We start from the raw sequence: 23471 nt of genomic DNA on the forward strand, positions 1-23471 counted from the left end.
ACGGTCTAACCGGTCACGGTGAGCGTGCGCACGACCTGCTCGCACGCGGGTCGGACCCGGTCGCGCCCGTCCTCCGGGTACTGGCACCCGACGCTGACCTGGACCGAGCCCTCGAACAGCACGTACCACTCGATGGTCGCCGCGCCCGCCGCTTCCCGGTAGTAGACGACATCCTTGCCCGCGAAACCGGCTGAAGCGTCGAAACCGGACAGGTTCGCGCCCTGGTCGTACAGCGTGCGCAGCTCGGTCTCGGCGCGGGCGCGGTCGGCGGTGGCGTCGTAGGCCAGCTTCTGCTCCTGCACCGCGATGACGTCCAGGTCGAGGTCCGCCGAGTCGGGCTTGAGCAGCACCTTGCGGGTCTCGACCTGGCCGCCGGTCTGCTGCCAGCCGACCGGCGCGGTGAAGCTGTAGTCGTACTGGGCGATCGTCTTGCCCGCCGAGGAGGACGTCGCGGCGGAGGACGTCGTCGTGGTGGTGGTGGTGCTCGTCGGCTGCGCGGTGCCGCCGTCGCCGTCCCGGCTCAGCGCGTACGCCACGGACCCGCCGACGGCCGCGAGCACGACCACGGCGCCGAGCACGACCAGCGGCAGGCGGTTCCGCCCGCGCCGGGGTGGCGGCGGCGGCGGGAGCGGCGGCGGTCCGAAGTGGACGGGCCGGGGGAAGCCGGCCGGCGGCGACGGCGCGGTGATCTTCCGGGTGATCTTGCGGGTCCGGTCGCCGATGATCTTCTGCGTCACGTCGCCCTGGCCCGGCGGCGGGATCGCCCCGGTGCGCAGCGGGTCCACCCGCACGGCCCGCAGCGCGCCGCGCGCGACCACCGTCTCCGGCTGGTCGATGCTCGTGGGCACCACCCCGGACTGCTCCAGCACGAGCCGGGCCACCAGCGGGATGCGGCTCGACCCGCCCACGAGGAACACGCCCGCGAGCCCGCGCGGTTCCAGGCCGGCGTCGCGCACGGCCGTGACCACCAGCGCGGCGGCCCGGGTGAGCGGGGTGGTGACCAGGCGTTCGAGGTCGGTGCGGGTGACGTGCGCGTCGGGGAACGGCGGCGGCATCGGCACGTCGGTGTAGGCGTGCCGGGACAGCGTCTCCTTCGCGCCCCGCACGTCCTGCCGCAGCACCCGCCGACGCCGGCGGTCGATCAGCTCGCGGCCCTCGACGAGCTGCCGCCACGCCTCCGGGTCGCCGGGCGCGACGAGCGAGCCGATGTGCTCCAGCAGCGCCTGGTCGACGTCCGCGCCGCCGAAGCCGGGATCGCCCTTGGTCGCGAGGACCTGGAACGCCCCGCCCCGGCGGACCACCACGCTCGCGTCCGCCGTGCCGCCGCCGAGGTCGAGCACGGCCAGCGCCGCGCCGTCCCGGACGGCGTGCGACGCGGAGTGGAACACGGCCGCCGCGACGGGCTCCGGCACCAGCCGGACGTCCCGGCCCAACCCGCGCCCGGCCCGGAGCAGCACGCGGGTGCGGATGGCGCCCCAGTCGGCGGGGTGGGTGAGCACGAGCAGGTCGACCGGCGCGCCGCCCGCGACCCGCCGCGCCTCGTCCACGGCCCGCGCCAGCACGGCGCGCACCACGTCCACGACCGGCAGCACGGACGTGCCGAGCAGCAGTTCACCCTCGTCGACCCGGCGCTTCGGGTGGGGCTCGTAGCGAGCCGGGTCCACGGCCGCCTGCCGCTCCGCCTCCTGCCCGACGAACAGCGTCCCGTCGGCCGCGGCGAACACGGCGGAGGGCACGATCGGCTGACCGTCGACGACCACGACCTGCGGTTCCCGGCCGTTCAGCGACATGGCGACGCAGGTGCTGGACGTGCCGAAGTCCACCGCCACGTGCAAGGTCATCCGTCATCCCCTCGTCGGCCGGGGTCCGCCTGCCCGCATATGCATACCCCACGGCGCGGGCCGCCCGTCGGCTAACCCGGCTCATCCCAGCGCCGCAGGCGGGCCCTGAGCTCGTCGGCGCGATCGCCACCCAACCGGTCGTAGAGGTCGATCGCGCGGCGCAGGTGGGCGACGGCGGCGGACCGGTCGCCCCGGCGGTCGAGGCCCTCCGCGATACCGGTCAGCGCGGCGGCGTGCTCCCAGGGGATGGTGGCCTGGTCGAGCGTGCCGAGGGTCCGGTGGAAGTACTCCATCGCCTCGTCGAGCCGCCCCGCCCTCAGGTGCACGTTCCCCACGACGCAGGCGGCCTCCGCGGTGGCGGTGGCGTCCGCCTGGCACTCCAGCTCGCGCAGGCCCTCGACCGCCGCGTCGAGCGCCTCGTCGTGCCGGGCGAGGGCGCTCAACGCGCGGGCCGCCTCGATGAGCACGGTGGCCGCCTGGTGGAGGTTGCCCGCCCGTCTGCTCACCTCGACCGCCTCCGCGTACAGCTCGACGGCCTCCTCGCCCCGACCGAGGCGGTTCATCGCCGATGCCGCGTTCCGCATGGTCGAGGCGAGCTGCCGGGTGTAGCCCAGCTCCCGCTGGAGCCGCATCCCGCGCTCGGCGTGCTCCAGCCCTTCCTCGACGCGGCCGAGGTGGTCGAGGGCCGCACAGATGTTGCCCAGCAGGACGGACGCCGGCTCGAACTCCCCGCCTGCCTCCATCAGCGCGTGCGCCTCCAGGTACAGGTCCAGGGCCTCCTCGTTCTGCCCGCACGCCCAGTGGCCGCCCGCGAGCCCGCTCAAAACGCGAGCCCGCACCCGATCGTCGCCCAGCCGGGTCGTCACGTCCAAGGCGATCCGGTGGGTCTCGATCCAGTCGGCGACGTGGCCGCCGTGGTAGTAGAAGCCCCACAGCAGGTAGGGCAGCTGCCAGGCGTGCTCGTCGAACCCGGCGCGGGCGGCGTGCCGGACGGCGGCGGCGATGTTCTCGCGTTCCGACTCGAACCAGTCGACGGCCTCCGCGACCTGGGTGAACGCGGGCAGCTCCACCGTCGCGGGCGGCGTGCGCACGGCCAGGCGCGGCCGGTTCGGGTAGAGCGCCTGGTCACCGGCGTGCACCGCCGCCAGGTAGTAGTCGAGCAGGCGCGGCACCGCGTCGTCGCCGGCCTCGGCGGCGCTCCGGGCGGTCTGCTGGGCGAACTGGCGGACGAGGTCGTGCAGCCGGAACCGGCCGGGATGCGGCTCCTCCACCAGGTTGGCCTCGACCAGCGCGCCCAGCGCCTCGTCGACCACCGGCACGGGCAGGTCGGCGAGCGCCGCGCCTGAGTACCGGTCGACGTCCTCGCCGACGTGGCGACCCAACGCCCGGAACACGCGCCGCCGGACGTCGTCGAGGGTGCGGTAGGACACCGCGAAGGCCGAGGCGACGTCCCGGTCGTCCACCGCGAGCTCCCGCAGCCGCGACCGCTCGTCGCGCATCCGGTCGGCCAGGTGCTCGGCGGTCCACGACGTGCGGTGGTTGAGCCGGGCCGCCGCCAGCCGGATCGCCAGCGGGAGCCGGTCGCACATGTCGACCAGGTCGGAGAGGGCGGCGTCGTCGATCGCCGCGCGGTCCGCCAACCGCCGGAAGAGATCGGCCGCCACGGCGCGGGGCAGGACCGGCAAGGACAGGGCCTGGCCGCCGTCGAGCCCGACCAGCCTGCGGCGGCTGGTGATGATCACCAGGCAGTCGGTCGAGGTCGGCAGCAGCTCGCGGACCTGGGCCGCGTCGAACGCGTTGTCGAGCACCACGACGGCGCGCAGGGTGGCCGTCTCCGCGCGCCACAGGGCGATCCGCTCGTCGAGGTCGACCGGGACGCGTTCGCGCGGCACGCCGAGGCAGTACAGCAGCACGGCGAGCGCGTCGGCCGGTTCGCGCGGCGCCCGCCCGTCGGTGTAGCCGTGCAGGTCGATGCAGAACCGGCCGTCGGGGTAGCGGTCGGCGAGCAGGTGCGCCGCGTGCACCGCGAACGCGGTCTTGCCGACGCCCGCCATGCCGTCGACGACGCAGACCAGCCCGCGGTCGGCGACCCGCGCGACCTCCGCCAGCTCCTCCGCCCGACCGGTGAAGTCGGGCAGGTCGCGCGGCAGGTGGTCGCGCGACCTGCCCGACGGGCCGTCCCCGGCGAGCAGGTCGGCGTGCAGCGCCCTCAGCGCGGGACCCGGTTCGACGCCCAGTTCGTCCGCGAGCACGGCCCGTGCGGCCGCGTACTCGGCCAGCGCCTCGGCCTGTCGACCGGAGCCCGCCAGGACCAGCATCAGCTGGCCGCGGAACCGCTCGCGCAGCGGGTGCTCGCGGGTCAGCGCGCGCAGCTCGGGGACGAGCCCGTCGGTGCGGCCGGCCGCCAGGTCCACGTCGACGCGCCGCTCCAGCACCGCCAGGTGCTCCTCCAGCAGCGGCTCGACGTCGTCGCGGTGCAGGACCTCCGACGGCACGTCCGACAGCGGTCTGCCGCGCCACAGCCGCAGCGCCTCGGCGAAGCTCCCCCGCTCGGCCAGGGCGCGGAAGCGGTGCAGGTCCAGGGCGTCGGGCGGGAGGTCGGCGAGGTAGCCGCCGGTGGTCGTGCGCACCACGTTCGCCGGGCCCAAGGCCTGGCGAAGCCGCCGGACGACCATCTGGAGGGTGGCCCTCGCGCGGTCCGGGTTGGGTGCGCCGCCGTCCCACAGGCGGTCGACGAGCTCCTCCGCCGTCACCGGTCGGCCGGCGCGCAGGAGCAGGGTGGCGAGCAGCACGCGGGCGCGGCCCGCGGGAACCGCCACGGGCTCGGCCCCGTACCACGCCTCCAGCGGTCCGAGCACGTTGAACCTGATCACGAACCCCTCCCCGCGCCCCATCCTACGAACGGGCGGCCTCACCCGACGGACGTGCCGTGGGCGAGCAGGCGCTCGCCGGGCTCGCGCATCTCCGGCGCGCCCAGCTCGCGGAAGACGACGAGCGCGTCGCGCCAGTGGCGGCGGGCGGTGGCGGTGTCGCCCGCCGCGTGCCGGACGTCGCCCAGGCGGGTCAGCGCGAGCGCCTCGTTGTGGCGGTCGCCGACGGCCCGGCTGTGCTCCAGGGAGCGGTCCAGCGCGAGCGCCGCGGCGTCCGGGTCGGACAGTTCCAGGTGGATCAGGCCCAGGTTGGCGAGGTTGATGCCGGCCGAGTAGCGGTCGCCCGCGCCGAGGTTGAGGTCCAGCGCGCGTTCCAGGCACTCCAGCGCCCGCTCGCGCTCGCCGTCGGCGCGGTGGATCGTGGCGAGGGTGTCCAGCAGGATGCTCTCCCCCGGCCTGCCCTCCTGGCGGTGGCAGATCTCCAGGGCGCGCAGCAGGCAGTCGACGGCCAGGTCGTTGCGGCCGGTCGCGCTGTGCGCCATGCCGAGGTTGTTGAGGGCCTTGCGCAGGATGCGGTCGTCGCCGTGCGCCTCGCTCAGCTCCACGCACCGCGTCGAGTGCGCGATCGACTCGTCGAACCGGCCGAGCCTGCCGCACACGCTGCTCAGGTTGATGCGGGTCACCGTTTCCGCGTGCGCGTCGCCGAGGCGCCGGGCCGCCTCGACGCCCAGCCGGCCGAGCGACAGGATCTCGGCCCACTTCGACCGGGTGTTGAGGAAGTTCCACGAGACGACCGACATCTGCGGCACGTACTCGCACCGGCCGCGGTCGGCGGCGGCGCGCGCCAGCAGCACGAAGTTCAGGTGCTCGGCCTCGAACCACGCGGTGGCGGCCTCGAACGAGTCGAACTCCTCCGGCCGCACGCCGTCGAGCACCGGCAGCCCGGGTTCGACGTAGTCCGACGTCATCCACCGCTTGGCCCGGTGGCCGGTGTGCAGGTACCAGTTGAGGACGCGGTCGGCCGCCTCGTCGGCGTCGGCGTCCTCGGCGGCCGACAGCTCCGCCGCGTACCAGCGCAGCAGGTCGTAGGTGGAGTACCGGTCGGGGCCGTGCTCGAACAGCAGGTGCGCGCGGGTCAGCTCCTCGATCGCGGCGACCGCCCCGGGCAGCGGCACGCCGGCCAGCGCGGCGGCGGCGGGCGTGGACAGCGTCACGCCGGGGTGCCTGCCGAGCAGCCGGAACAGCCGGGCCGCGGCCGGGCCCAGGTGCCGGTAGGACCAGGAGAAGACGTTGCGGACGCTCGCGTCCGGGTCGCCCGCGTCGAGGAAGTCGAGCCGGTCCTGCTCGTCGGCCAGCTCCTCGACGACCAGGCCGATCGGGAAGTGCGGGTTCACGGCGGCGCGCGCGGCCACCACGGCCAGCGCCAGCGGCAGGCCCGCGCAGTGCCCGACCAGGGCGTCCGTCGCGGCCTCGTCCTGCTCCAGGCGGTCCCGGCCGAGCCTGCGGGCGAGCAGGGTGCGCGCCTCGGCGTCGTCGAGCATGTCGAGGGTGAGCGGGTGGGCGCCCTCGGTGTCGCACAGCCCGGCCAGCCGGTCCCGGCTGGTGACGACGACGAAGCAGCGCGAACCGCCGGGCAGCAGCGGGCGCACCTGCTCGACGTCGCGGGCGTTGTCCAGCACGATCAGCAGCCGCCGGTCGCCGACCGCGTCCCGGTACAGCCGGAGCTGGCCCTCGGTGGTGGCCGGGATGCGGGCGGGCGGGACCTCGAACGCGTCGAGGAAACCGCGGACGGCCTCGCCGGTCGGCACCGGTTCACCGGTCGGGTCGAAGCCGCGCAGGTTCACGTACAGCCGGCCGTCGGGGAAGGAGTCGGCGACCTGGTTGGCCCAGTGCACGGCCACCGTCGTCTTGCCGACGCCCGCCGTGCCGCTGATCACGACGAGCCCCGGGCCCGCCGCGCGCCGGGCGTGCGCGGACAGCTCGGCCAGTTCGTCCTCCCGGCCCACGAAGTGCGGGCTGCGCGCGGGCAGCAGGTGGGGCACGGCGACCGGCTCCGACCGGGCTGGCGGCGCGGGCGCCAGGTCGGGGTTGGCGATCAGGATGCGCTCGTGCAGCTCCCGCAGCGCCGGGCCCGGTTCGACGCCCAGTTCGGCGGCCAGCACCCGGCGCGCGGCGCGGTAGGCGGCCAGCGCCTCGGCCTGCCGGTCAGACCGGTACAGCGCGAGCATCAACTGGCCGTGCAGGCGTTCCCGCAGCGGGTGCAGCCGGACCAGCGAGCGCAGCTCGGCCACCAGGTCCCGGGCGGCGCCGGCGGCGAGGTCGGCCTCGACGCGGTGCTCCAGCGCGGCGGTGCGCTCCTCGTGCAGCGGCGCCACGTCCTCCGCGTGCAGCACGTCGGACCGCACGTCGGACAGCGGCTCGCCGCGCCACAGCGCCAACGCCTCGGCGTACCGGCCCCGCCGCACGAGCGACCGGAAGCGGTGCAGGTCGAGGGCGTCGGGGGCGACCTCGGCGACGTACCCGCCGGGCGCGGTGCGGACCACGTTCGCCGCGCCGAGCGCCTGGCGCAGCCGGGTGACGGTCATGTGCAGCGTGGCGCGTGCCCGTGACGGGTCGGGCGCGCCGCCGTCCCACAGCCGGGCCACGAGGTCGTCCACCGGCACGACCTCGCCCGCGCGCAGCAGCAGCGAGGCCAGCAGCACGCGCGCCTTGCCCGCGGGCACGGTCACCGGGGTCCCCGAGTACCGGACGGACAGGGGGCCGAGCACCCCGAACTCAGCAGTCAACGAGCCCTCCCCCACCGGCGACCCGTCCCGGAACGACCACCGCCAGTCTACCCGTGGGATCACCTGCCGTGACGGGCCGGCGACAGCCGGTCGACCTCCTCGCGCACCGCGGCGGCCTCCGCCGGGTCGAGGCCGTCGAACAGCTCCGCCGCCCGCTCCAGCGCGGCCAGGGCGGCGGGCACGTCGCCGCGGTCCCGCTCGGCGTGGCCGAGCCGGCGCGACGTGCGGGCCTCCTCGTCCTTCGCGCCGGTGTCGCGCCACAGCTCCACGGCCTCGCGGAACCGGGCCACCGCCTCGTCGTGCCGCCCGGAGTGGTGCAGCGCGTGGCCGAGGCTGTCCAGGGCGCCGGCCTGGCCGAACAGGTCCCCCAGCTCGCGGAACGCGGACAGCGCCTCCCGGCAGTGCGCCAACGCGGCGTCGTGGTCGCCCAGGAGGCTGTGGAACCAGCCCACCGCGTTCAGCGCGCCCGCCACGGCCGCCCGCCGTCCCGACCCGCGGAACAGCTCCAGGGCGCTCGCGCACTCGCGCAGCGAGTCCTCGTACCGGCCGCGCCGCTCGTGCACCGCCGCCAGGCCCCGGTGCGCGCGGGCGCGGCCGAAGTCGTCGCCCAGCCGGGAGGACAGCTCCAGCGCCAGCCCGTAGTGCCGGGCCGCGCCGTCCAGGTCGCCGGTCTTGATGCCGGTGAGGCCGATGTTGCGGTGCGCCCTGACCTGCGCGTCGAGGTCGCCGAGCCGGAGGCCCGCGGCCAGCGCGACCTGCTGCGTGGCGAGCTGGTCGCGCCAGTGGCCCTGGCGCTGGAAGTACGTGGCGACCGTCCACGCGAGCTGCCACGCGTGCGCGTCGAACCCCTCCTCGTGCGCCAGCTCCACCGCACCGACCAGGACCGGGTGCTCGGTGGCGAACCACGCCAGCGCGGCGCGGTGGTCGGCCGGCTCGACGGGGACCGCGCCGGGGTCTGCGGGCACCAGCGCGACGGGGTCGCGCTGCGGGTGGAGCAGCCGGTCGGCCCGGTCGGCGCTGTGCAGCAGGTGGTCGAGCAGGCCGCGCACGGCGGCGCGCCGCTCGCCCTCGTCGTGGTGCTCGCGCGCCTCGTCGGCGGCGTAGAGGCGGGTCAGGTCGTGGAAGGCGTACCGGCCGGGCGCCGGCTGGGACATCAGCCGGGAGCGCACCAGCTCGCGCAGCGCCTCCTTCGCCGCCGGCGTGCCCACGCCCGCGAGGCTCGCGGTGGCGGCGGGCGTCACGTGCGGGCCGGGGTGCAGGCCGAGCAGGCGGAAGACCCGCGCGGTCGACTCGCTCAGCCGGCGGCACGACCAGGAGAACACCGCGCGCGCCGCGGTGGCCGGGTCGCCGGCGTCCAGCGCGGCCAGCCGGGTCCGCTCGTCGGCCAGCTCGGCGGCGAGCGCGCCCAGCGGCAGGTCCGGGTCGGCCGCGGCGCGGGCGGCGACGATGGCCAGCGCGAGCGGCAGGCCCGCGCAGTGCGCCACCAGGGAGTCGAGCGCGGCCGGTTCGGCGGCCCGCCCGACCGACCCGATCCGCCGCTCCAGCAGCGCCCGCGCCTCCGGCTCGTCGAGCAGGTCGAGCGACAGCGGCACGGCGCCCTCGCGCACCACCAGGCCGCTTAGGTCGTTGCGGCTGGTGATCAGCACGAGCGGCGCCGTGCCGCCGGGCAGCAGCGGGCGCACCTGCTCGCTGTCGCGCGCGTTGTCCAGCAGCACGAGGACGCGCCGGTCGGCGAGGACCGTCCGGTACAGCGCGGCCCGCGCGTCCAGGCCGACCGGGACCCGGTCGCGGTCCACGCCCAGCGCGTCCAGGAAGTGCCGGATCGCCTCGTCCGGCCGCACCGGGTCGGCGGTCGGGTCGTACCCGCGCAGGTCCGCGTAGAGCCGGCCGTCGGGGAACCGGTCGGCCACCTCGTGCGCCCAGTGCACGGCGAGCGCGGTCTTGCCGACACCCGCGGTGCCGCCGATCGCGGCGACCACGGCGGTGCCCGCGTCGACGTCCAGCAGCCCGTCCAGCGCGGCCAGCTCGGCGCGGCGGCCCACGAAGAACCCGGTGCGCGGCGGCAGCCGGCGGGGCGCGACCGGGCGTGGCGCCGGCAGTTCCCGGTGCAGCCGCTGGAGGTTCGGGCCGGGCTCGACACCCAGCCGGTCGACCAGCCGGGCGCGCAGCGCCGCGTACGCGGCGAGCGCCTCGGTCCGCCGTCCCGACCGCGCCAGGGCCGTCATCAGCAGGGCGCAGAACCGCTCCCGCAACGGGTACCGCGCGACGAGCCCGCGCAGCTCCTCCTCCAGCTCATCGCCGCCACCGGCCTCCAGGTCGGCCTCGATGCGCCGCTCCAGCACCACCAGGTGCTCCTCCAGCAGCGGTGGCACGTCCTCGCGGCGCAGCACGGGCGACGCCACGTCCGCCACCGGCGTGCCGCGCCACAGCCGCAGCGCCGCCGCGTACTCGCCCCCCGCGGCCAGCTCGCGGAACACGTGCAGGTCCAGCGCGCCCGGCGGCACCTCCGCCGCGTAGCCGTTCGCGGTGGTGCGCACCACGTTCGCCTCACCGAGTGCCTGCCGCAGGCGCGTCACGACCATCTGGAGCGTCGCCTTCGCCCTGCGCGGGGCGGGCGCGTCGCCGTTCCACAGCCGCGCCACGAGGTCCTCGACCGGCACGGTCCGGTCGGCGCGCAGCAGGAGCGCGGCGAGCAGTGCGCGGGCCCGGCCACCGGGCACGGCCACCTCCCGGTCACCGTGCCGCACCTCCAGCGGGCCGAGCACCGCGAACCGGATTTCCGGTCTCCTCGGGTTCCGATGGGCAGCCACCCCGAATGTCTACCGCGACGGGCGGCGTGGCGCGCGTACGCCGACCGGGTCGGACCGGCCCACCGGGGGGTGAGGGTGCCGTGAGCGGAGTGTGAGGGGGCCTCGGCACACTGGGACGTGTCCACCGCCACACCCGGAGCCGACCGGCGTCAGGGGTCGGCCGAGCCTCGTGTGAGCCGAGTGTGAGGGCCGTGCGGCACAGTGGGCGCAGGTCCACCGCGGGACGCGGGAACGGCGGTGAGGGGCACGGGGGGTATCGCCGTTCGCGCTGGTGGGGGGCTACCCCCGCGGGGACCGGGACGGCCCGCGACCTGTTCGGCGATCGCCCGCCGGACGGGCCGCGGGCCGTACTCGTGCGCGGGTGGGGGTCCCACCGGGACCCCACCGTCAGCGACGACTCACTCGGGGTCGATCCAGGACACCTGGATGCGCTGCTGGCCGAACTTGCGGGTCACCAGCGTGCCCCGACCCGGCGGCTGCGGCGACGGCTTGAGGTTGCCGACGACCGAGCCCTCCTCCTTCGAGCCGGACCCGACGAGGAACGGGGCCGAGAGCTCCTTGAGCTTGCCGAGGATCGGGTCGAACAGCGCCCGCGAGGCGCCACCCATGCGGCGGACCACCACGATGTGCAACCCGACGTCCTTGGCCTGCGGGATGAACTCGGCCAGCGGCGCGAGCGGGTTCTGGCCGCCCTGCGGCGCCACCAGGTCGTAGTCGTCGACCACGATGAACAGCTCCGGGCCCTTCCACCACGAGCGGTTCTTCAACTGCTCCTGGGTGACGTTCGGGCCGGGCAGGCGGCCGGTCATCGAACCGCGGACGTCCTTGATCATGTCCGTGAGCTGGGCCGACGACACGGCGTAGGACAGCAGGTGGTCCGTCTCGATGTAGCCGAGCATGGTGCGCCGGTAGTCGACCAGCATGATCAGCGCCTCGGCCGAGGTGTAGCTGTTCATGATGCCGCGCACGATGGTGCGCAGCAGGTTCGTCTTGCCGGACTCGCCGTCGGCCAGCGACATGAAGTGCGGGTCGGCGTCGAAGTCCAGGTAGACCGGCGCCAGCGCGTCCTCGTTGACGCCGATCGGCACCAGGTGGCCGCGGTTCGGGTTGAGCTGCTGGACCTGGTTCACGAAGTCGGCGTACGGCAGCACGTCGGGCAGCAGGCGGACCTGCGGCGCGCGGCGCCCGCGCCAGGACGCGTTGACCTTGGCCATCATGTCCTGCACGCCGGCGGACACGCTCTCCGCGTCCGAGGACGCGTCGATGCGCGGCAGCGCCGTGAGGAAGTGCAGCTTCTGCGGCGACAGGCCGCGGCCCGGCCGACCGGCCGGGATGTTGACGGCGACCTTGCGGTCCACGTCCGACTCGCTCGGGTCACCGAGGCGCAGCTCGAAGCGGGTGCCCAGGAGGTCCTTCATCGCGGGCCGGATCTCCGCCCACCGGTTCGCCGACACGACCACGTGCACGCCGTAGGACAGGCCCTGCGCGGTGAGCGCCTGGACCATCGGCTCCAGCGCCTCGAACTCCTGCCGGAAGTTCATCCAGCCGTCGACGATCAGGAACGCGTCGCCGAACAGGTCGTCGCGGATCTCGCCGCGCCGCCTGCGGTTGCGGAACTCGACCATCGAGTCGATGCCCTGCGCCCGGAACCGCTGCTCGCGCTCCGAGATCAGGCCCGACAGCTCGGCCACCATGCGCCGCGCCTTGTCGACGTCCAGGCGGGAGGCGAAGCCACCGACGTGCGGCAGGTTCTCCATCGCGGCGAGCGTGCCGCCACCGAGGTCGAGGCAGTAGAACTGCACCTCCTCGGGCGTGTGCGTCAACGCCATCGACGTGATCAGGGTCCGCAGCATCATCGACTTGCCCGACTGCGGGCCACCGACGATCGCGCCGTGGCCGGCCGCACCGGAGAAGTCCGCCCACAGCAGGTCGCGCCGCTGCTCGAACGGCTTGTCGACCACGCCGAGGGGCAGCTGGAGCTTGCCGTTGGCGAAGAACCCGGGCGCGGTGAGGCCGCGGTCCTCGGTCGCCTGGAGCGGCGGCAGGAGGGTGTCCAGCGACGGCGGCTCGTTCAGCGGCGGCAGCCACACCTCGTGCGCGGGCGGGCCCTGGCCCACCAGTCGCTCGACGATGACCTCCAGCTCGCTGGGCTCGTTGGAGTCCTCCTTCTTCTCCTGCTTGACCGGTTCGAGCGGCCTGACCGGCTCCTTGGGGATCTCGATGTAGTCCGGCACGAAGAAGCGCGGCCGCTTGTCGCTGGTCACCGGCGCGGACGGGCCCGCGACCTGGAGGCCGGCGGGCCGGTACGGGCCGGACACGTACAGCGCCTTGAACCGGGTCAGCGGCGAACCCTGCACGCCCAGGTAGCCCGAGCCGGGGATGGGCGGCAGCTCGTAGGCGTCCGGCACGCCGATCGCGGCGCGCGACTCGGCGGCGGAGAACGTCTTCAGGCCGATCCGGTAGGACAGGAACGTGTCCAGGCCGCGCAGCTTGCCCTCTTCGAGGCGCTGCGAGGCCAGCAGCATGTGCATCTGGAGGGACCGGCCGACGCGGCCGATCTGGAGGAAGATGTCGATGAAGTCCGGCTTGGCCGTCAGCATCTCGGAGAACTCGTCGATGCAGATGAACAGCGCGGGCAGCGGGTCGAGGTCGGCGCCGTTCTCGCGGGCCTTCTCGTAGTCCCAGACGTTCTTGTAGTTGCCCTTGGCCAGGACCTCCTGGCGGCGCGACACCTCGCCGGCGATGGCGTCCTTCATGCGGTCGACCAGGGTCAGGTCGCCCGCCAGGTTGGTGATCGTCGCGGCGACGTGCGGGGCCTTGTCCAGGCCCAGGAACGTCGCACCGCCCTTGAAGTCGACGAGGATCATGTTGAGCGACGTCGACGAGTGCGTGGCGAGCATGCCGAGCACGAGCGTGCGCAGGAACTCGGACTTGCCGGAACCGGTCGCGCCGATGCACAGGCCGTGCGGGCCCATGCCCTCCATCGCGGCTTCCTTGATGTCCAGCTCGACGTGCTGGCCGTACTCGCCGATGCCGAACGGCACGCGGTAGCGGTCGCGCACCGGCCTCGGCCGCCACGCGCCCTGCACGTCGAAGGTCATCGGGTCGCCGGGGACGCCCAGGAACTCCAGCAGCGGCGGGTTGTTGCTCATCGACAGCGGGTCCTCGTCGCCGCCGCCCGCCTCCACGCCGCCGATCCGGTACGGCGACAGCCGCCGGGCCAGCGCCTCGGCCTCGACCACGCTCAGCCAGTCCGGCGCGCCGAACCACTCGACGCCGCTCGCGCTGCGCGCGCCGAGCTTGCCGTCCTCGATGACCAGCCGCAGGCCGCGGCGGGCGGTGAGGTTGCCCAGGGACTCGGACAGGTCGAGCAGCGTGACGCCGACCAGGCCCTCCTCCAGGATGATCTGCTCTTCCCGGGTGACGTCGCCGTCGTCGATCACGATGACGACGTGCGGCTGGTCGGCGGGCGGCGGCGCGTTGCGGGTGAACCGCTGGCGGTCGCGCAGCTGCTCGTCCAGCATCTGCTCGACCTCGGTGAGGGAGCTCGCCATCATCCGCATCTGGCCGATGCCGTCGATGATGTTCGGGTGCTGCACGTGCGGCAGCCACTTCATCCACTCCCACTCGGCCTTGGTGCGGCCGGTGGTGACGACGGCGATCAGCAGGTCGTCCGGCGAGTGGAAGGTGGCCATCTGCGCGAGCAGGGCGCGGGCCAGGCCGCGCTTCTCCTCGATCCCGCCGAGCAGGCCGACGGCGGCGAAGCCGCGCAGCGCGATCGAGATCGGCAGGTCGGGCACCAGCGAGTGGGCGCGCACGAAGCGGCGCAGCGCCAGCGTCGCGATGGGCTCCAGCTCCTCGACCGGGCCGGTCTGCGGCGGCACCAGGCGGGTGGCCAGGCGCTGCGAGCCGCGGCCCGCGCGCAGGTGGCAGAAGTCCGGGTCGTTCTGCCGGCGCTCCCACATGCGCCGGGTCGTGGCCAGGGACCACAGCATCTGGGGGTCGGGGTGGACCCACTCGCGCTCGGCGCGCTGCTCGTTGGCGGCTTCGCGGGCGCGGTCGCGCATCTGGCCGAGGTAGCGCAGGTAGTCCTTGCGGTCCTCGTTCATCTCGGCCTTCTTCTGGCCCTTGCCGCCGCCCATGCCGCCGGCCATCATGCCGATGGTCGAGACCAGCATCATGCCCGGCATGATCATCGCAGCGGGGCTCCGCCCGCTGTAGCTGAACATCAGCACCATCATGCCGACGGACGACACGATCATGACGACGGGCATCGCCTTCATCATGATGTTGCCGGGGATGACGCGCGGCACCTCGGGTGGCGGTTCGAGGTGGACCTCACCGCCGGGCGGGCGGGGAGCAGCGAGGCGTGCCGTGCGCTTGAACTGCAGCGTGCTCACCTGAGAGGCACCTCTTCAAACTCGATCGAAAACACCTCTCGGCACGCGTGCGGGTGCGCGCGCCGACCAGTAGCAACCGACACTATTGCGCATCGAAACGGCCCGTGGCGGTGGGTCCGGGAAATCCGCCGGCCGGATGTGTTGCGCACGTGTTGTGCGGATCGGCACTTCCGGGTCATTCGGTGAGGCCATACTGGGTCCGCTCCCGCCGTGCCCGCTCCCGCCGGGGCGGCCGACGGGACCGCCGACCGGCCGAATAGGGTCGGGCGAGACCCACGGCACACACTCATCAGGACTTAGGGGGCGCTGGTGGCGACCGGTACGACGGTGTTCAGCCGGGTGACGGTGGTTGCGCCGCGAACGCGTATCGACGTCGCGCTGCCCGCCGACGTCGCGGTGGCCGACCTGCTGCCGATGCTGCTGGACATGGCCAAGGAGGCCACTCCGGACGGCGGCGTGCGGCACGGCGGCTGGGCCCTGGCCAAGCTGGGCGACAGCCCGCTCGACCCGAGCCGCACGCTGGCCTCGCTGGGCGTGGTCGACGGCGAGCTGCTGCAACTGCGCAAGCGCAACGAGAACCCGCCGCCGCCGCTGTACGACGACGTGGTGGACGCGATCGCCGAGTCCGACCCGGACAGCTTCCGGCCGTGGACGAAGGACACCGCGCGCCGCTACGGCCACATCGCGGGCGCGCTGTCCCTGATCACGGCCGCCGTCGCGGTCCTGCTGTCCGGTCCGCTGGCCGGCGGCGGCAGCCTCGGGCCGGCGATCAGCGCGGGCGTCGTGGCGATCGTCGCGCTGGCCGCGGGCGCGGTCGTCTCGCGCTCCTACAACGCGACCGGCACGGGTGTGCTCATCGCCGCCGCGGGCGGCCTGCCCATGGCGTACGTGGCGGGCCTCTACACCGTCCCGGGCCCCATCGGCCGGCCGAACCTGCTGCTGGCCAGCGCGCTGGTGCTGATCTTCGCGTCGGTGGCGATCCTGCTCATCGGCCGCGGCATCACGGTGTTCATCGCGGCCGCGACGGCGGGCGCGCTGAGCGGCCTGGCGTTCCTCGTCGGCATCTTCGTCGACCACCCGCTCCAGGGCATCGCGGCGGCCACCGCGGCCGTCTCGCTCGCGGCGCTGTCCACGCTGCCCCGGCTGACGATCCAGCTGGCCAAGCTGCCGCTGCCGACCGTGCCGGGCAGCGCCGAGGACCTCAAGGAGGACACCGGCTTCCCGGAGTACTCCGTCATCGAGCGCCGCACGGCCAACGCCCACGAGTACCTGACCGGCATGATCATCGGCTGCGGCGGCGTCGCCGCGGTGTTCGGCGTCATCGCCGCCTCCGACGGCACCGTCTGGGGCCCGCTGCTGGCGATCGTGGTGACCCTCGTCCTGCTGCTGCGCGGCCGCTCCTACGCCAACGGCGCGCAGGCCGTGGCGCTGCTGGCCAGCGGCATGGTGGCGGGCGCGGGCGTGCTGGTCGGCTGGCTCCTCGGCTCCACGCCCGGCGACCGGCTGCTGTACGTGTTCGGCACCCTCGTGGTGGTCGGCGCGCTGGCGCTGGTGCTCGGCGTGATCTTCCCCCACCAGAAGTTCTCCCCGGTGCTGCGCCGCACGGTCGACGTGCTGGAGGCCATCCTCATCGCGGCGGTGCTCCCGCTCGCCCTGGCGGTGATGGACCTGTACGTGGCCATGCGCCAGCTCATCCCCGCGTGAGGAACCGATGCGCATCCGCAAGCTCGCCGCGCTGACCGCGGTGGCCGTCACGCTGGCCACCGCGCCCGGCGTGCACGCGCAACCCGCCTCGACGGCCCCGCCGACCCGGCCGAACTCCCAGCCGCCGCCGGCCGACCTGGCCAAGTACCTGCGACCGCGCGCCAACCCCCAGGAAGACGTCGACTACAAGCAGTCGACGCAGTGCATCACGTCCGGCACGGGCGACCGCGCCATCCCCAACAAGCCGTGGGGGCAGATGCAGCTGCGCCTGGAGGAGGCGCACCGCTTCGCCACCGGCAAGGACGTGGTGCTGGCGATCATCGACACGGGCGTCAACGCGGACCACCCGCGCCTGGCGGGCCGGGTCGTCCCCGGCGGCGACTACGTCGAGACCGAGCGGCGGGGCGTCTTCGACTGCGACGGCCACGGCACCGAGGTCGCGGGCGTCGCGGCGGCCAGCCGGGACGACGCCACCGGGTTCGTCGGCGCGGCGCCGGACGCCAAGGTGATGGCGATCCGGCAGACCAGCGACCACTACAAGTTCGAGGACCCGGCCAAGGTCGACAGCCGGGCGTCCGCCGGCAAGGTCGACACGCTGGCGAAGGCCATCGTGGTGGCCGCGTCGGACGGCGCGAAGGTCATCAACATCTCGCTGACCGCGTGCGCCCCGCCGAGCGAGCCGAGCACCGGCGAGCGCGAGCTGCAGGCCGCGATCAAGTGGGCGGTGGACGAGAAGGACGTCGTCATCGTCACCGCGGCGGGCAACATCGCCCAGGACAGCGGCTGCCAGGGGCAGAACGACAACCAGAACCCCCAGAACGTCAACGTGGTCGCCTCGCCGCCGTGGTACGCGGACGACGTGCTGGCGGTGGCCTCGATGAGCGAGAACGGCGCGGTGTCGTCGTTCTCGGTGTGGGGCCCGTGGATCAGCGTGGCCGCGCCCGGCGAGGACATCGTGACCCTCGACCCGGCGGGCAAGGGCCTGACCGACGCGAAGACCAACCCGCAGAGCGGCCAGCTGTCCCGCATCCAGGGCACCAGCTTCGCCTCGCCGTACGTGGCGGGCGTGGCGGCCCTGGTGCGCGAGCGGTTCCCGGACCTGAAGGCGCGCCAGGTGATGGAGCGGATCAAGGCCACCGCCCAGCACCCCGGCAACCCGAGCGGGCGCGACCACAAGGTCGGCTACGGCATGATCAACCCGGTCGCCGCGCTGACCGCCGAGCTGCCCGGCGAGTCCGGTTCCGCCATGTCGGCCACGCCGACCCAGCTGATGACGACCCTCGACCCGCTCAACCCGCCGGACAGCACGCCGATGATCGTGGCGCTGGCCGGGACCGGCACGGGCGTGGGCCTGCTGCTGCTGACGCTGTTCATCGTGCACACGGTCAACCGCAACCGCGCCCGGCGTGCCGCCGTCCCGGTGAGGCGCTCGGCGCTCTGACCCCGCCGGGTCACGAGACCGGATCACCGCGAAGGGCCGCCTCCCGGACACCGGGGGCGGCCCTTCCCGCGTTCGAGGTGTCGGTCAGTCCTCGCCGAGCACCGACGGCGCGGACTTCTTGGGCTTGCCGAACAGCTGCTCGGTGGACCCGGCGAGCCGCACCTTCGCCCGGTGCTCCTTGTCGCCGCCCTGCTGGCCGCCCGCACCGCCCGTGGCGCCCATCATGCCGCCGCCCACCACCCCGGCGCCGGTCCCGCCACCGGGGCCCGCCGGGCCGCCCGGGGCCGCCGCGGCGGCGGGCCTGGCCGCCGGTTCGGCGGGCCCCGGCTCGGAGACCGCGGTGGAGCCACCCGGCGACATCTGCTCCGGGGCGCCCCCACCGGGAACGCCACCGGGAACGCCACCGCCCGGCACACCCCCGCCGCCACCACCGGTCGGGGACCCGCCGCCACCGGAGGCCGCGGCGGGCTCCGGGGCGCCCGGGGGCCGCCCCGTCGGCGGGGCCGCGGGCTCGGCGGTCGGCGGGGACGCGGTCGGCGGGGTCGCGGGCTCGGCCCACGTCCAGTCCCGCTCGGGGTAGCGGTGCTCCATCACCACGTCGGCGAAGTCGTCCGAACCGGACACCCCGTCGCACAGCCGCAGGAACGCCTCCAGCACGTCGCGCACCGACTCGTGCAGCTCCTTGACGGGGTCGTGCAGGTCGTCCAGGACCTCCACGACGCGCCGGTCGCCGTCCAGCGGCAGCGCCGCCGCGCCGGACACCGCCTCGGCCGCCTCGGCGAACACCCGCGACATGTCCTCGACGATGCCCCGGACGCCCTCGGCGGTCCCGTCCAGCGCCTCGCCCATGGCGTGCATGGCGTCGGACATGTCGTGCCCGGCCAGGCCGACCTGGCGCATGTGGTCGACGAACGCGTCGGCGTCCCGCCCCTGCCACGCCGAGTCGAGCTTGCCCAGCGGGCCGGTCAGGTCGCGCGTCACGTGCTCGGCGACGAGCCCCGCCCTGCGCCAGCGCCCGGCCTCGTCGTGCAGGTCCTCCCAGTCGCCCAGGACGGGCGCGAAGTAGTCGGCGACCAGGTCGCGCACGCCGAGCCTGCGGCTGATCCCGGAGAGGTAGTCGAGTTCCGCGCCCACCTCGGCGGCGATCCGCCCACCGTCCCCGGCGCGCATCAGCCACCCGCCCCGTGCCGCTCGGCGCCCTTGATCAGCGCGACGGCGTCCTCGTCCTGGGTTCCGTAGTGCTCGGCCACGTCGTGCAGGCCCCCGGCGGCGGCGGTGAGCACCTCGCACGCCCGGTCCAGCTGCCGCTGGAGCAGCCCGGCCGCGCGGGCGTAGGACTCGGCGCTGCGCAGGGTCCGGCCCAGCTCGCCGAAGCTCCGCGGCCGCACCGGCGCGTCGCGCAGCTCCGCGCGGGCCCGCGCCAGCTCACCGGCCGCCTCGTCGACGCGCTCCGCGTACAGCTCCAGCCAGCGCGGGTCGACCGACACCCGACCGGCGCTCGTCGACGCCACCGCGCCGCGTGGGACCTCGTGCACCACCGCACCTCCTGAGCCCTGTGACGGCGGCCGGCCCGCGCCGGTTCCGCCGGAGGGGTCAGCCGCCCTGCTTCTTCGCCTGCTCCTCCGGGAGCAGCCCGTTGTCCTTGGGCACCGGGATGGAGTCCCAGCTGCGCGCGGCGTCGTTGCGGTTGAGCTGCGGCCCGTTGGGCAGCAGCCGCAGGATCGACTCGGGTCCGGGCGTGAAGCCGTCCGCGCCGAGGCCGAGCGCGGCGGCCGTGGTCACGTCCGGCACGCCGTACTTCACGCCGCGGCCGGTGATCAGGTGGATCGGGCCGCTCGTGAAGTCCTGGGTGGACGTCGCGCTGCGCACCACGGCGGCCTTGCCGGGCGCCATCACGAACTGGCTCACGACCTCGCCGGTGGCGCCGACCTGGTTGATCGTCACCGGCACGACGCCCGACGGGACCGGCAGCGACGGCGCGATGGTCACCTTGGTGTGCTGCGACTTGTTGTCCGAGCCCACGTTCTGGGCCTGCCAGCCGAGGCACACGACGCGGTTGTTCTGGTTGGCCTCCAGCGTGTCCGGCACCTCGGTCGGGTAGTCGTCGAAGTCGAGCTGCTTGGTCGTCTTCGCGCTGTTGATCCGAGCGATGTCGACGCGCTTCGGGTCGGCGCCCTGCGCGTAGGCGGAGCGGATGAGGTCGCCGGCCGCCTTGCTGATCTCCTGGAGGCCGTCCCGGAGCGTGACGTAGAAGACCGGGTCCGCGCCGGTGCGCGCGACCTCGATCACGTCGCCGACCTTGAGGTTCTCGCCCTGGACGTAGGTCACGGCCTGGCCGCGGCCGTCGATCTCGGGCGCCACCAGCGGCTTGGCCTCGGGGATGGCGTTGAGCAGGCCGGAGCTGATGATGCGCGGCTTCTTCTGGTTCAGGTTGAGCGCGGTGAGGACCTTCGCGTCACCCAGGTCGACCTTGGCCCGAACGGTGGAGGTCGAGGTCACCTTCGAGTTCACCGGCGCCTTGTAGATCAGGTACGCCTGCTTGTCGTCGGTGGCCGCGCGCACCAGCAGCGCCCGGTTGCCGTCGAGCAGCTCGCCACCGCCGCTGTAGCCCGCGAGCACGGTGGTGGTGAACCTGTTGTTCGCCGTGGGGTCGTTCAGGGACTCGTCCAGCGTCAGCGTGTCGCACACCGACCAGTCCGAGCCGATCCGGTCGGCCGGGGCGGGCAGCACGTCGGGACCGTCCGGGATGCCCGTCAGCCGGCCCTTCGCCAGCTTGGACAGGGCCTTCTCGGTGACCAGCTTCGGCTCGCCGCCCGCGACCTGGGGGGCCTGGTTGACCGCGCCGGCCGCGGCGTCACCGCCGGCCTGGGCCTCGGTGCCGCTGTCCGGGTTCTGCTGCTGGAGCAGCAGCAGCCGCGCGGAGGCGAGGTTGGTCATCGGGATCAGCGTGCGGGGCGAGCCGCCGCGCACCACGTAGACCTGGCCGGTCTCCTTGGAGATGGCGATCTGCGTGTCGTCGGTCACCTGCGGGTCCGGCGAGAAGAAGCCGAAGATCAGGAAGCCGATCAGGCCGATGACGCCGAGGAGGACCCCCACCGCGGTCGCGCGCGAGTGCGTGCGCATCGGGTCGTGCAGCATCACCGCGTCCCTGCGCACCAGGGCGGACTGCATCCTGCGCAGCACGAAGCGGTAGGCCTGGACCTGTGACTTGGTGGTGGGTGTTGATGCCATTCTCGGCTCGCTGCTCTCCCAGTCGCGGTACGGTCTGCACGATAGCCGGACGGCGGGTGGTCCGTGTGCGGGTTGGTGAACCCGGTCGGTCCACCCGGCGCACGCCGACGGAAAGAGAACCAGATCGGATGTCGGTCACTACTCCGCCTCCGGGCACACCACCCGTGGGCGCGGCTCCCCGCCCGGGCGGCCCGCCCACCCCCGCGGGGGCACGTCCGCAGGCCGCCGGCAACGCCGTGCGCGCCGCCCTGCTGAAGGCCCGTCGCCGCACCGCCGGTTCGAGCCTGGGCGCACTGCCGGTCGCCAACCTGGTCGTGCTGGAGGTCGGTGTCGCGATCGGCCTGGTCCTGCTGGCCGTCGGCGCCACCGGTGACGGCGTCGAACCCGTCCCGATGTACATCGCGGCAGGCGTGGTGCTCGTCGCGCTCGTCCTCGCGTTCACCCGGTCCCGGGGCCGCTGGCTGACGCAGTGGATCAACCTCGTCGTGCGCTACAACTTCCGCTCGCACACGCGCGCCGCCAAGCGCAGCGGCCCGGTGGAGATGAAGCCGCCGTCGGAGGAGGAGAACTCGGTCATCGGCCCGGAGGACCCGAGGGTGGCGCTGCTGCGCCTCGCGGTGCCGGACCTGGTGATCGCCAAGGGCGTGGACCACGAGCGCCGCCCGCTGGGCATGGCGTGGCACCAGGGCGCGTGGACCGCCGTGCTGCTGGTCGACCCGGCGCCGGGCCTGATCACCGCGGTGGGCAGCGCGCCGTCGCTGCCGCTGGGCGCGCTGGCGCCCACGCTGGAGGACCGCGGCGTGGTGCTGGACTCGATCTCGGTGATCTGGCACTGCTACCCCGGCAGCGCCGCCCTGCCCGCGAACTCGCCCGCGCTCAACTCGTACCTGGAGGTGCTCGGCCCGCTGCCCGCGGCGGCCCGGCGCACCACGTGGATCGCCGTGCGGCTCGACCCGCGGCGGTGCGCGGCGGCCATCAAGGAGCGCGGCGGCGGCGTCGTGGGCGCCCACCGCGCGCTGATCGGCGCGCTGTCCCGGGTGCGCAACGCGCTGGAGTCGGCGGGCGTGTCGATCCGCCCCCTCGACTCCGACGAGCTGATCCGGGCGGGCATCTCCGCGGCCGAGCTGACGTCGGTGGCGGGCTCGAACAACCCCGTGGCGCTGCGCGAGAAGTGGAAGGGCGTGACGGCGGGCGGCGTGGGCCACGCGAGCTACGCCATCACCGGCTGGCCGTCGAAGGGCATGCGCAACAACCTCAACGCGCTGACCGGCGTGCGGGCGCTGTCGTCCACGCTGTCGATGACGATCTCGCCGAGCAGCGAGCAGGGTCAGGTCGGCCTGCGCGGCCTGGTGCGGGTGAGCGCGCGGACGCCGTCCGAGCTGGACCGCGCGGACGACAAGCTCAAGGCGCTGGCGGACAAGCTCGACATCACGCTGACCCCGTTGAACGGCCTCCAGGTCTCCGGCCTGGCGGCGACGCTGCCGCTGGGAGGTGTGGCGTGACGAACGCGCGCCTGTTGGACTCGCACGGCCGGGGCGTCGCGCCGGAGTTCCTGGTGTCGCCGCAGATGCTGGACGTGGTGAGCCCGTCGGGCGACCGCGGCGGCATGGTGCTCGGCTCCGGGTTGCAGGGCGAGCCGCTGACGATCTCCGTGCTGCGGTCCGCGCCGACCCGCATGGTCGTCGTGGGCGGGCTCTACCTGGCCCGCCAGATCGCGTTGCGCGCCATGGCGACGGGCGCCTGGATCACCATCGCGACGGGCCGCCCGGCGGCCTGGCAGCCGGTGGTGCGGGCGGCGGGCGCGGGCGCGGACGGCCGCCCCTCGCCGCTGGTGCAGCTGCGCCGGCTCAGCCCGGTGGAGCTGCCGCGGCCGTCGGAGGACAGCCCGCTGCTGGTCGTGCACGACGGCGGCCACGTGCCGCAGGAGCTGTTCCCGCCGCGGTCCCCGTGGCAGACGACGATGTACGTTCTGCCCTATTTGCACCCGCAGGCGGCGAACACCGCGAATTCCGCGGACCTGGTGCTGCTCCAGCGGTTGCCGCTCGGCCAGGCGCAGTTGGCGTCGCAGATCTGGCGGTTGCCGCCCCAGATGGCGCACCAGCTGACCACGCTCAAGGACGACCAGGTCATCGCCCTCGGCACGAACCTGTGGCGCCCCCTGCGACTGGTCACCACCCCCGGTGAGCAGCAGATCCTGGGTGCTGTCCGCCGCGGCGACTGACCCGTCCCCGGACACCGCCGCGCCCCTCGGACCACCGGTCCGGGGGGCATATTTTCGCACTTCCGTCCAGTCACTCTCCGCAGCAATTCGTTCACAGCGCGAATAAAACTGTGGAGGAGCCATTTGTCGGCTGTTCCGCGCAATTCCTTGCGCGCCCACCCGCGGGA

At 74.4% G+C, this 23471-nt stretch carries 12 protein-coding genes; 4 read left to right on the plus strand and 8 right to left on the minus strand.

Going from position 1 to position 23471, the window contains the following annotated elements; translation table 11 throughout:
* Positions 1 to 5 precede the first annotated feature (5 nt).
* The 5 genes from J2S66_RS25875 to eccCa form a co-directional block, all read right to left on the minus strand.
* Positions 6 to 1841 carry a type VII secretion-associated protein gene (locus J2S66_RS25875; RefSeq protein ID WP_310309925.1) on the minus strand — a complete coding sequence of 612 codons (1836 nt, stop codon included), beginning with the start codon at positions 1839 to 1841 and terminating at the stop codon, positions 6 to 8.
* A gap of 71 nt (positions 1842 to 1912) precedes the next feature.
* Positions 1913 to 4714 carry an AfsR/SARP family transcriptional regulator gene (locus J2S66_RS25880; RefSeq protein ID WP_310309926.1) on the minus strand — a complete coding sequence of 934 codons (2802 nt, stop codon included), beginning with the start codon at positions 4712 to 4714 and terminating at the stop codon, positions 1913 to 1915.
* 38 nt (positions 4715 to 4752) lie between these two features.
* Entirely contained in the window at positions 4753 to 7497 is a 2745-nt protein-coding gene (locus J2S66_RS25885) for an AfsR/SARP family transcriptional regulator (RefSeq protein WP_310309927.1), read from the minus strand.
* A gap of 59 nt (positions 7498 to 7556) precedes the next feature.
* Positions 7557 to 10307, minus strand: coding sequence for an AfsR/SARP family transcriptional regulator (locus J2S66_RS25890; RefSeq protein WP_310309928.1), 2751 nt, complete (start codon positions 10305 to 10307; stop codon positions 7557 to 7559).
* 398 nt (positions 10308 to 10705) lie between these two features.
* Complete coding sequence (gene eccCa, locus J2S66_RS25895; RefSeq protein ID WP_310309929.1) at positions 10706 to 14707, minus strand: type VII secretion protein EccCa; 4002 nt, start codon at positions 14705 to 14707, stop codon at positions 10706 to 10708.
* Positions 14708 to 15016: 309 nt separating this feature from the next.
* Between eccCa and eccD the strand changes: the two genes are divergently transcribed.
* Together eccD and mycP are read left to right on the plus strand one after the other, a co-directional pair.
* Positions 15017 to 16411 (plus strand): type VII secretion integral membrane protein EccD, encoded by a 1395-nt coding sequence (eccD, locus tag J2S66_RS25900; protein ID WP_310309930.1) that lies wholly within the window; start codon positions 15017 to 15019, stop codon positions 16409 to 16411.
* A 7-nt stretch (positions 16412 to 16418) separates the two neighbouring features.
* On the plus strand, positions 16419 to 17852 hold the full coding sequence (gene mycP, locus J2S66_RS25905) for a type VII secretion-associated serine protease mycosin (RefSeq protein WP_310309931.1): 1434 nt from the start codon (positions 16419 to 16421) through the stop codon (positions 17850 to 17852).
* Positions 17853 to 17936: 84 nt separating this feature from the next.
* Here mycP and J2S66_RS25910 read toward each other — a convergent pair whose 3' ends face one another.
* Genes J2S66_RS25910 through eccB form a run of 3 tightly spaced genes read right to left on the minus strand, consistent with a single transcriptional unit; the run spans position 17937 to position 21083 of the window.
* Positions 17937 to 19022 carry a WXG100 family type VII secretion target gene (locus J2S66_RS25910; protein ID WP_310309932.1) on the minus strand — a complete coding sequence of 362 codons (1086 nt, stop codon included), beginning with the start codon at positions 19020 to 19022 and terminating at the stop codon, positions 17937 to 17939.
* Positions 19022 to 19387: a hypothetical protein gene (locus tag J2S66_RS25915; protein WP_310309933.1), complete on the minus strand. Its 366-nt coding sequence runs from the start codon at positions 19385 to 19387 to the stop codon at positions 19022 to 19024. The genes J2S66_RS25910 and J2S66_RS25915 overlap by 1 nt, the downstream gene beginning before the upstream one ends.
* 58 nt (positions 19388 to 19445) lie before the next feature.
* Positions 19446 to 21083, minus strand: coding sequence for a type VII secretion protein EccB (gene eccB, locus J2S66_RS25920; RefSeq protein ID WP_310309934.1), 1638 nt, complete (start codon positions 21081 to 21083; stop codon positions 19446 to 19448).
* A gap of 128 nt (positions 21084 to 21211) precedes the next feature.
* Between eccB and eccE the strand changes: the two genes are divergently transcribed.
* Together eccE and J2S66_RS25930 are read left to right on the plus strand one after the other, a co-directional pair.
* Entirely contained in the window at positions 21212 to 22585 is a 1374-nt protein-coding gene (eccE, locus tag J2S66_RS25925) for a type VII secretion protein EccE (protein WP_374726131.1), read from the plus strand.
* Between the two features lie 65 nt (positions 22586 to 22650).
* Complete coding sequence (locus J2S66_RS25930; protein ID WP_310315087.1) at positions 22651 to 23304, plus strand: hypothetical protein; 654 nt, start codon at positions 22651 to 22653, stop codon at positions 23302 to 23304.
* Positions 23305 to 23471: the final 167 nt, after the last annotated feature.

The sequence above is a fragment of the Saccharothrix longispora genome, assembly GCF_031455225.1.
GTDB lineage: Bacteria > Actinomycetota > Actinomycetes > Mycobacteriales > Pseudonocardiaceae > Actinosynnema > Actinosynnema longispora.